At 60.2% G+C, this 10,381-nt stretch carries 8 protein-coding genes; 5 read left to right on the forward strand and 3 right to left on the reverse strand.

Features of this window, described 5'->3' with window-relative positions; all coding sequences use genetic code 11:
- Both EAY64_RS16720 and EAY64_RS16725 read right to left on the reverse strand, forming a co-directional pair.
- Positions 1-1,865: two-partner secretion domain-containing protein (locus tag EAY64_RS16720; RefSeq protein WP_122081962.1), on the reverse strand; the 1,865-nt coding region annotated here is incomplete at its 3' end.
- A gap of 11 nt (positions 1,866-1,876) precedes the next feature.
- Positions 1,877-3,604 carry a ShlB/FhaC/HecB family hemolysin secretion/activation protein gene (locus EAY64_RS16725; protein ID WP_103525879.1) on the reverse strand — a complete coding sequence of 576 codons (1,728 nt, stop codon included), beginning with the start codon at positions 3,602-3,604 and terminating at the stop codon, positions 1,877-1,879.
- A gap of 803 nt (positions 3,605-4,407) precedes the next feature.
- Here EAY64_RS16725 and cbiM point away from each other — a divergent pair.
- Genes cbiM through EAY64_RS16740 form a run of 3 tightly spaced genes read left to right on the forward strand, consistent with a single transcriptional unit; the run spans position 4,408 to position 7,203 of the window.
- Positions 4,408-5,463, forward strand: coding sequence for a cobalt transporter CbiM (gene cbiM / locus EAY64_RS16730; protein WP_103525880.1), 1,056 nt, complete (start codon positions 4,408-4,410; stop codon positions 5,461-5,463).
- Between the two features lie 28 nt (positions 5,464-5,491).
- On the forward strand, positions 5,492-6,343 hold the full coding sequence (gene cbiQ, locus EAY64_RS16735; RefSeq protein WP_103525881.1) for a cobalt ECF transporter T component CbiQ: 852 nt from the start codon (positions 5,492-5,494) through the stop codon (positions 6,341-6,343).
- The gene (locus EAY64_RS16740; RefSeq protein ID WP_103525882.1) at positions 6,340-7,203 is read left to right on the forward strand and encodes an energy-coupling factor ABC transporter ATP-binding protein; all 864 of its coding nucleotides are present in this window, start codon (positions 6,340-6,342) and stop codon (positions 7,201-7,203) included. The genes cbiQ and EAY64_RS16740 overlap by 4 nt, the downstream gene beginning before the upstream one ends.
- A 4-nt stretch (positions 7,204-7,207) precedes the next feature.
- On the opposite strand, the gene nikR is transcribed toward EAY64_RS16740, so the two are convergent.
- Entirely contained in the window at positions 7,208-7,654 is a 447-nt protein-coding gene (nikR, locus tag EAY64_RS16745; RefSeq protein ID WP_103525883.1) for a nickel-responsive transcriptional regulator NikR, read from the reverse strand.
- 255 nt (positions 7,655-7,909) lie between these two features.
- Here nikR and EAY64_RS16750 point away from each other — a divergent pair, with 255 nt between their 5' ends.
- Both EAY64_RS16750 and EAY64_RS16755 read left to right on the forward strand, forming a co-directional pair.
- Positions 7,910-9,067, forward strand: coding sequence for an FIST signal transduction protein (locus EAY64_RS16750; protein WP_103525884.1), 1,158 nt, complete (start codon positions 7,910-7,912; stop codon positions 9,065-9,067).
- A 31-nt stretch (positions 9,068-9,098) separates the two neighbouring features.
- On the forward strand, positions 9,099-10,381 hold a 1,283-nt coding region (locus EAY64_RS16755; RefSeq protein ID WP_122081964.1), incomplete at its 3' end, for a PAS domain-containing protein.

The following is a 10,381-nucleotide window of genomic DNA, read 5'->3' on the forward strand; positions in this document are numbered from 1 at the left end:
GCCCGGCCCGATTGCAGCGTGCCGCTATCCGTCAGCGCCCCACTCAGGCTCACGCTATCTGCCGTGCTGCCACTGCCGGTGGACAGCAGCCAGGTGCCGGCGTTGTTCAGGCTGGCCAGCTGCAGGCTGCTATAGCCACCCGCCTGTACCCAGCCACTAGCGGTATTGCTGGCGGCAGCGCCTTTCAGCAGCAGGGTGCCATCGCTGATAATCTGGCCGCTGCCGGTATTGCTGAAGGATTCCGTACCGTTACCACTGGCATCGGCCATGTCCAGCGCACTCTTGGCGTACAGCTGGCCACTGTTTTGCAGACTGCCACCCACTCGCAGGGTTGCGCTGCCATTGTCGGCACTGATGCTGCCTGCATTGCTGAGGCCATTCCCTGCCGTCAGGGCAAGGTTGCCGGCCGTGGTCTCGATGCCCTGAGCGGCATCAGCCACCGTGCTGATGGCTCCGCTGGCATGGAGTGTGATGTCACCTGCGGTCTTGAGCTGGGCTTTTCCCAGTGCCAGATCACCACTGCTGGCGGTCAGCTGCATGGTTTGGCTACCGTACAGCGTTGCGCCATGGCTACCAATGGTGAGGCCACCATAACTGGCCTGCCACTGGCCGCTGCCACTACCCCACTGGGTACCATCGATCGTGCCACTGCCGCTGACGGCCAGGGTGAGATCCTCCCCGGCAAAGCGGACATTGTTGTTGCTCTGGCTATTACTGCTGGCACTGTCGCTGAGGCTGGCGGCAGTCAGGCTGAGGTCATGGCTGGCAATGATGGCACTGCCGCTGAGGCTGGTAGCCCCTTGGCTGACCAGGCTGAGATCTTGCCCTGCATTGAGGCTGGCATCACTCAGTTGCAGGCTGCTGCCATTACCATTGGCAGTGATGGCGACATTGCCGGTGGCGGACAGCTGATTATTAAGCAGAATGCTACCCGCTGCAGTCAGGGTGAAATCACCACTATTGGCTGCGACATTTCCCAGCATGCGCACCCCGACGCCGGCTTCGGTCGACACCAGGAAAATACGGTTGGCATACATGCCACCCAAGCCTGCCGTATCAATCGCAAAGCTGGGGGCACTCCCCACCGGGCTGGTGCTGCCGGTCACACTGCGGGTGATATAACTCCAGCGGTTGGGGCCGGTATACACACCAAAGTCGGGTACATTCACCTGGCCACCAATTGACACCGAGCGGCTGACCAGATCGAGAATCTGCTGGGCAGAGGCATTGATGCCGCTGCCATTGATCAGGATGTCACCCTGAGTGACATTGAAACCGGACAGGCTGCCATTGCCGCTGAGCACAGGCAGGCCCGTGCTGAGGGTGACGCGGTCGGTATTGATGAAACCGCAGCCGGAGCAGGTAATGCCGTTGGGGTTGGCTACCACGACATCGGCACGACTACCCAGTACTTCGGTGAAACCGGCCAGGGTACTGCGGTTGCTGCTGACTACCTGGTTGAGAATCAGGCTGGCTTCATTGCTGAGATTGACGTTGGCGTAGACCTGACCTGCCAGCTGTGACTGACGTGTCACCTGGCTGGTATTGGCATTGTTCAGGATCAGACCCTGGCTATTGACGTTGTACTGGGTGTATTGGTTGTTCGACACCCCGGCTGCATTGGCAGTCGCAATATCCACCACGGTTGTGCCATTCGGTGCAACGTAGCTGCGGGTATTGCTGCCGGTTGGCGTTACCGTGGGTAATGGGGGAGCGGCCTGCGCCAGCAAGCTGGCCCCCAACAAGGACAAGCTGGCAGCATTGCGTACCGTAGCCGAGCGCGGGCCACTGCTACGGGCGATTTCGGCGGCGGCCATCCAGCAGTTTTTGCCGGCATTCCAGACCAGACGATAGATCTTGTTCATGACTGATCTCCTTACAGCGCGACAGAAACACGGAACCAGGTTTGCGCCGGTTCGCGGGACATGGTGGCCGGTTTTTCAACCGGGGCAGAACGGAACAGATCCCAGGTAAGGCCACGCCACTGGGCTTGCAGGCCAATGGCGGCACCAGTCAGGCTCCCCCCTTGCAGATCAGGGTTCATATTGGTGACCCAACCGGTATCCAGCGCGGCGTAAATCTTGCCGTTGAGGGTTTCATGTCCGATCTGGAATTGCTGCTGCATGGAGAGGTCATTGCGCCAGTAATAACCGGTATCGCCCGACAGGCTGTTGTTGACGAAGCCACGTACCGAATAAATGCTGCCAATCAACAATTGTTCTGAACCGTACAGCGCGTTGTAAGCCTGCTGGGCGAACACCTCGCTGTCATAGCTGAAATGCTTGCTCAGCAAATCGAATGGCAAGTGGAAATGCAGGTCTGCCGTGAGTTTCTGGAACTGGGCATGCGGCTGCTCGCCCGGCAGAATGCCGGAATCGTGGATGGCACCAAATTCGGCCAGACCACGGGCATAGTCGAGGTCCAGCGACAGATGGCTATTGCGAATTGCGGTGGAATAGGATGCTTTCAGATCGAGTACGCTCAGCTTGCGACTGCTGACATTCAGGTACTGGTCTGCAAAATAGTTACGGGCATCCTTGGTGGTCAGCGCCGCGCCAAAACTCAGGCGGGACACTTGGTCGCGAAACGCCACGCGATTCCAGCTGAAAGTGCTGATCTTGTTATTGCCTTCGGCGGTTTCCTGGGTCCCGCTGGGCAGTGTCAGCACATTGATGTAACGCGAGCGGTTCACATCAACGGCAAAGGTGTTGTAGCCAAAAGGCAGCGACAGATTGAAGTCGTCAGAAGCGGAATAGTGTTCTTTGTTGCTGGTTGGAATCGACTCGCGGTGGGTAAGGGCAAACATTTCCCCCAAGCCGGTCAGATTATCCAGCGTCAGCGTCGCTGCCGCCTGATTTCCACCAGTACTGGTACTTCCCTGGTTGTCATAGGTGACAAACAGGTGCAAGGGCCGGCTAGCCTCGTTATGAATCACGACCGTACTGCCGCCGGGCGAGCTGCCCGGCTGGATATCGAGCTTGGCATTATTGGACTGCAGGCGGTTGATCTGGTCGATACCCTGTTCCAGATCGCGCAGGTTGAGCAGTTTGCCCTGCAAATTTGGGAAACTGGTGGCCAATGGCACGCTACGGGCACCATTGTCATCGACTTTGAACTGCTCGATCACCCCTTCTGCCACATCAATCAGCAGGGTACCGCCACGCAGATCCTGTGCGGGCAGGTAGGCTCGTGTCGTGACATAGCCCTGTTCGATGTAGTCACGGGTGATCAGGCCGAGAATCTGGCCGATCTCCCCCACCCCCAGACAATGACCGGCAAACTGGGCATCAATCTGCTGCCGGGTAGCCACGGCCATGTGCGGGCTGTTGCGGATGACAATACGTTGAATATCGTGGCACTGAGCAGACGGACTGGTGATGGCAGGCTGGCTGGGAGTCAGTGTTTTAAGATCGACACCGCCAGGCAGTATGGCCCGCTGTGCATCTTCGCGATCCTGTTGCAGCTGTTGCTGCTGCCGCTGCTGGATGATTTCGGCCTGGCGATTGGCCGCATCGATATCTGATGCAGCATGGATATTTTGTGAATACGCCAACAACGATAGCAGGACCAGGCTGACACTGGTCTTGAGGCTATGCATCTGCATGGTTAAGACTCCCTGAACATTCTTATGAATTATTTTTTATCCATGCCGACAATACTGCTTATTAATTTCAAGCTACTGAAAATAATAAGCACGTGAATCGACATATTAATTAAGGCTGGCTTATTATATTTTCTAGTTAAGATTTGTTAACTACGTAACGATATAAAAATAATCCAATCAAATCAATTTAAATTTTTATTTAAAAAACAATCAAGAAAACAAACAAAAACTTAACAACACTCAGTAACAAACCCAATATCGATGACAAATGCATTGTATTTTTAAAAAATACACATTCGTCATTGATTGTTAATTTTTTATTTATTATGAAATAACCAATTATGCAAACCCATTAAAAACCACACCCTCGGCACAGTCAAAATAAAATTCAATTGTCATTATTTGAAATAAAGTTATGCACCCAGTTAATTTAAAATCACACAAGGTGAAAATAAGAAACAAATATACCGGCGGGCACTTCCATTAAACGCTGCAGAACAGCACGGACAAGCAAGGCATTAATATCAGCAAGCAACAAAGTGGCATGACGCCGCACGGGTAAGGCAGTACACAGCAAACCGTCGCCAACACCGTACATTTGCTATCCACTTCAGCAGACAGTCTGCACAGCATGTTTCCAGCGTCCCTCCCCTGTCTGTTACCGGATATGCAGCCAGCGATGACATCAAGCATCCATGACAAGTGGCATGCATCTTGCTAACATTTCATACTTTTTAAAAAATATTCATACAGCACCAACCGGTATGACGGTAGCGCCTGCCGGTTTTCTTGAGGATATCTCCATGCACATTCCAGACGGCTATCTCAGCCCGACGACCTGCGCGCTGGCCTATGCGGTGGCGCTTCCGTTCTGGCTGCTGGCTTACCGCCATGCCAAGCGCCTGTTGCATACCCGCATGGTGCCGCTGTTCGCACTGTTTTCTGCCTTCAGCTTTGTCATCATGATGTTCAACCTGCCGCTGCCAGGCGGCACCAGCGGCCATGCGGTGGGCATGGGCATCATCAGCATCGTGCTGGGGCCGTGGGCATCTATCGTCGCCATTTCGGTGGCCCTGCTGATTCAGGCACTGTTCTTTGGCGATGGCGGCATCACCAGCTTCGGTGCCAATAGCCTGAACATGGCCATCGTCGGTTCGCTGGTGGCCTGGGCCAGTTATCAGTTACTGGCGGCCGGCGCCCCGCTGCAATCGCGCCGCCGCGTACTGGCAGCCGCCGCTGCCGGTTATCTGGCCATCAACACTGCAGCCTTGCTGGCTGCCATCGAGTTCGGCCTGCAGCCGCTGCTGTTCCACGATGCCGCGGGCACGCCGCTGTATGCGCCCTATCCGCTATCGGTGGCGGTGCCGGCGATGATGCTGGGTCATCTGAGCTTTGCCGGGCTGGCCGAGCTGCTGATCACCGGCGGGCTGGTGGCTTATCTGCAGCGTGCGCATCCGGAACTGTTGTCCCTGCAAGCGGGCCGCAGCGACTTGGCCGCCGCCGTGCGCAGCACACGCAAGCTGTGGTACGGACTGGCGGCACTGATGATTCTGTCACCGCTGGGTTTGCTGGCCGCCGGCACCGCCTGGGGCGAGTGGGGGGTGGAAGATTTCGCCAATGCCGCCAGCCGCCAGCAGATGGCACTGGCATCCAGCCAGATGGCTCCGCCGGCGGCAGCACCGGAGGGCCTGGCACGGCTGGCCAGCCTGTGGTCGGCCCCTTTCCCCGACTATGCGCCAGCCTTCGTGCATAGCGCCAACTTCGGCTATGTCTTGTCGGCCGTGTTTGGTGCCGGGCTGATCCTGCTGGCGCTGTTGCTGCTGTCGCGGCTGGGCGGCCGGCAAGGCCAGCCGGAATGAGGCTGCCCCAGCAGGAGCCGGGCGCAGCATGAGCGAGCAATCCTTCATCGCCGGTGGCCATCGCCATGGCGGCCATTTTGCCGAGCGGCTGGTGCATGGCTTGCAGCAGGCGCTGGAGCACTCGCTGGATGCCGAAGCCATCAGCAGGCAGCGCGGCCTGCTGCAGGGACTGGACCCGCGCATCAAGCTGCTGGCGCTGCTCAGCCTGATGATCAGCGGCATCCTGGCCAGCCAACTCAGCACGCTGTTACTGCTGTTTTGCTTCGCCGTGCTGCTGGCCTTGCTGTCGCAGGTGTCCTTGCGGCGGCTGTATCGTCAGGCCTGGCTCAGCGTCTTGCTGTTCAGCGGGGTGATTGCCGTGCCGGCACTGTTTCTGGTGCCCGGTGACATCCTGTTCCGGCTGCCGCTGCTGCACTGGGGCATCAGCCTGCAAGGCTTGCGTAGCGCCGCCTTTTTGCTGGGACGAGCGGAAACCTCGGCCAGCTATGCCTTGCTGCTGATGCTGACCACGCCGTGGATGCATGTCCTCAAGGCCATGCGCAGCCTGGGGGTGCCGGTGCTGCTGGTGGCCCTGCTGGGCATGACCCATCGTTATATCTTCGTGCTGTTGCAAACCGCCAGCCAGATGTTCGAAGCCCGGCGCAGCCGCATGCTGGCACCGCCCAGTGGCCGGCTGGCGCGCCAGGTGGTGGCCGCCAGTAGCGGCGTGCTGCTCAGCAAGGCTTTTCAGCTGAGCAGCGAAGTGCATCTGGCCATGGTGTCGCGCGGCTACCGTGGCGACATCTACCTGCTGCACACCTTCCACACCCGTCGGCGCGACTGGTGCGCCCTGCTGCCGGCGCTGTGCGTGCCGCTGCTGATCTTATGGAAACACGCATGACACCGCCGGTATTCGAGCTGCAGGACCTGAGTTATCACTATCAGCAGCAACAGGCGCTGGACAGCCTGTCGTTGCGTATCGAAGCCGGCTGCCGGGTGGCCTTGCTCGGGGCCAATGGCTCGGGAAAATCCACTTTGCTGCGCTTGCTGAATGGCCTGTATTTTGCCCAGCAGGGCAGGCTGCTGGCTTTTGGCGAGGAGCTGAGCGAGGCGGCGCTGGCCGAGGATGAGCGCCACTATGCCTTTCGCCGCCGGGTCGGGCTGGTGTTCCAGAACCCCGATGTGCAGCTGTTCAACCCCACAGTGTTCGACGAACTGGCTTTTGGCCCGCTGCAACTGGGCTGGCCGCCGGCCACCATCCGCAGCGCCATTGCCGACATGCTGCAGCGCTTCGGCATCAGCCATCTGCAAGACCGTGCGCCGCACCGCCTGTCCGGTGGCGAGCGCAAGCGGGTGGCACTGGCCTCGGTGCTGATCATGCAGCCGGAGGTGTTGCTGCTGGACGAACCCACCGCCGCGCTGGACCCGCACAGCCAGGGCGAGGTGATCCGCTTTTTGCTGGACAGCAAGGACAGCGGCCGCACCATCATTACCGCCACCCATGATCTGGACAGCGTGGCCGATATTGCCGACCACGTATTCGTGCTGGCAGCAGGCCGGCTGGTGGCCAGTGGCAGCCCGGCCGAAATCCTCGCCGATCACGCGCTGCTGCAGCGCACTCACCTATTGCACGCCCATCCGCACCGCCATGCCGACGGCGTGGTGCACAGCCACCCCCATCAACATGGCCATGGCCATCAGCATGCCGGCGCGGTCAGTGGCTACCGCTACTACCCGGTGCGGCGCAAGCCATCCAGCTGATGCTTCAGCGCTTGCCCGGCCGACGGTAGCCCATGCCCGGCTTGGCGGCCGCTGCCGTGGGAATCAGCTGCACCTGGCCATGACGCACGCCGGTTTCGGCAATCACCGAGCGGGCAAAGCTTTCCACCTCGGCGCTGTCGCCACGCAGAATCACCGTTTCGATGCAGTCATCGTGATTGATATGGGCATGCATGGTGGCAATGGCCATGTCGTGGTGATCGTGCTGCAGGCCGGTAAGGCGCGATGACAGCTGGCGTTCGTGATGATCGAACACATAGCTGAGCACCGCCACGCAGGGGCCGCCCGCACCACGCCCCAGATCCTCCTCACCCAGTTCGCGCCGCAGCATGTCGCGCACCGCCTCCGAACGGCTACTGTAGCCACGCCGCGCCATCAGTTCGTCAAAAGCCTGTGCCAGCTCGTCGCTGAGCGAAATCGTCACTCTTTGCATGTCTGCCTCCTCAAATCAGAGGCCGAGCATAGCAGAGCGCCGCCGGCACTGCCGTATTGGCCCCGCCACCGCCAGCGGCCACGCATGCAAAAGCCCCATGCCATGACGGATGTCATATTGCGTAGTGCAAAAAAATGCGATATTCCGCCAGCAACGGCACAATGCTGCATTCTGCGGCCCCTGTGGCACGCAGATTAACTAAGATGACAAGGTTCACATGCCATTCGATGGCGGTAACCACAAGGGAAACCATTCATGCGCATCCGCCAGCTCTGCCTGCCTGACAGCCACCCTGCGGCAGAACAATTGCAGCCCCTGCGCGCCATTGATCCCCAGCTGTTGCTGGTGTTCGGCGCTCTGGATTTTTTCGCCAACGGGCAGGCGCTGGCCACCCTGCAGGCGGCGTTTCCCGACAGCCTGCTGCTGGGCTGCTCCACCGCTGGCGAAATCTCCAGCCATGGTGTGGATGACCACTCCACCGTACTCACCGCCATCCATTTTGCCCATACCCGCGTCCAGCCGGCCGCCACGCCCCTGCATGACATGGCCGATTCCGGCGCGGCCGGTGCCCGGCTGGCGCGACAGCTGGCCGCGGATGACCTGCAAATGGTGCTGGTGCTGGGCCAGGGCGTGGCCATCAATGGCAGTGCCCTGCTGCAAGGCATCAGCAGCGTGCTGGGCACACGGCTGCCGGTCGTGGGCGGGCTGGCGGGCGACAACGCCGCCTTCAGCCGCACCTTTACCCTGAACGAGCACGGCAGCTCGGACCGGCAGCTGGTGGCGGTGGGACTGTATGGCAAGCAGCTGCGGCTGGGCCATGGCTCCTATGGCGGCTGGAGCACCTTTGGCCCGGCACGCCAGGTGACGCGCTGCCAGGAAAACGTGCTGTACGAGCTGGATGGCGCGCCGGCACTGGAAGTGTACAAGCGCTATCTGGGTGAATATGCCGCCGACCTGCCCGGCTCCGGCCTGCTGTTCCCCTTCTCCATGCTGGGAGAACACCAGCAGGATGCCGGCGTGATCCGCACCATTCTGGGCGTGGATGAAGCCAGCGGCAGCCTGACGCTGGCCGGCGAAGTGCAAACCGGCTGTTATCTCAAACTGATGCATGCCAGCACCGACAACCTGGTGCATGGTGCAGAACAGGCCGCCAGCGCCGCCAGCCTGGCACAGCCGGTGGACGGCGACAGCCTGGCCCTGCTGGTGTCCTGTGTGGGCCGCAAGCTGGTGATGGGCGACCGGGTCGATGAAGAAATCGAGGCCGTGGCCGACGAACTGGGCAGCCACACCGTGCTGGCCGGCTTTTACTCCAATGGCGAAATCAGCCCCTTTGCCCCGGGCCAGCCCTGCCGCCTGCACAACCAGACCATGACCATTACCACGCTTGCCGAGACGGCAGGCCCCCACGACTGATGCGCGCTCAGCAGACGCCAGCAGGGAATTCATGCAAAACATTCTGATGCGCCAGTTGCGGCGCACAATGGGCATCGCCGATGACGACCAGCTGCAACAGGTGCTGGCCGAGCTGGCCAGCCTGGCAGGCAGCGCCGCCGTCTCGCCACAGGCCACCAATGCGCTCAAGGGCCTGGGTGGGCTGCTGGAGCGGGTCAATGGCACCTATGCCCAGCAGGACCGCGACATCAGCCTGCGCACCCGCAGCCTGGAGCTCAGCTCGGACGAACTGAGCAGCGCCAACCAGCGCCTGCAACAGGAACTGGCCGGCCGCGAACACGCCATCAGCCGCCTGCGGGAAACCGTGCGCCTGCTGCAGAACGAAGCCGGCATGGCCGACAATGCCGCGCAGGCAGGCGACCTGGAAGCCCTGATCAGTGTGGTGGCCGAACTGGTGCAATACCGCCAGCGCGGCCAGCAAGCCATCCGCCAGGCCCAGCTGGCGCTGGAAAACCAGAAATTCGCCCTCGACCAGCATGCCATCGTCAGCATTACCGACCGCTACGGTGTCATTACCTACGCCAATGACAAATTCTGCCAGATCAGCGGCTACACCCTCGACGAGCTGCAAGGGCAGAGCCACAACCTGGTCAATTCCGGCTTTCATCCGGCCGCTTTCTTCGCCGAGATGTGGCGCTGCATCAGCGCCGGCAAGGTGTGGACCGGTGAAATCCGCAACCGCGCCAAGGATGGCAGCCTGTACTGGGTAGCCGCCACCATCGTGCCGTTTCTGGATGACGATGGCCGCCCCTACCAGTACGTGGCCATCCGCACCGACATCACCGCACGCCACCAGGCCAGCGCCCGTCTGCAGGAACAATTGCACTTTGTCGAAGAGCTGGTCGAAGCCATGCCGCTGCCGGTGTATGTGAAGGACCCCCAGCTGAAATACCGGCTGATCAACCGCGCCTTCGAAGAATACTTTGCCATTTCGCGGCAGGAATTCATCGGCAAGACCTCGTTCGATCTGATGAACAGCGAACTGGCCAGCTACCACCAGCTGCGCGACCGCGAACTGCTGCAGGAAGTGTCGCGCCACAGCTACGAATCGCGCGTGCAGCGCCGGGACGGTGCCACGCGTGACGGCATTTTCCACAAGGCCACGCTGACGCGGCCGGATGGCTCCATCGCCGGCCTGATCGGCACCATTTCCGACATCACCGAGCTGAAAATCCTCGAACGCGAATCGCGCCATGCGCGCGAAGTGGCCGAAGCAGCCAACCGCGCCAAGAGCGAATTCCTGGCCAATATGAGCCATGAAATCCGCACCCCGAT

Source organism: Aquitalea palustris (assembly GCF_003693445.1).
GTDB lineage: Bacteria > Pseudomonadota > Gammaproteobacteria > Burkholderiales > Chromobacteriaceae > Aquitalea > Aquitalea palustris.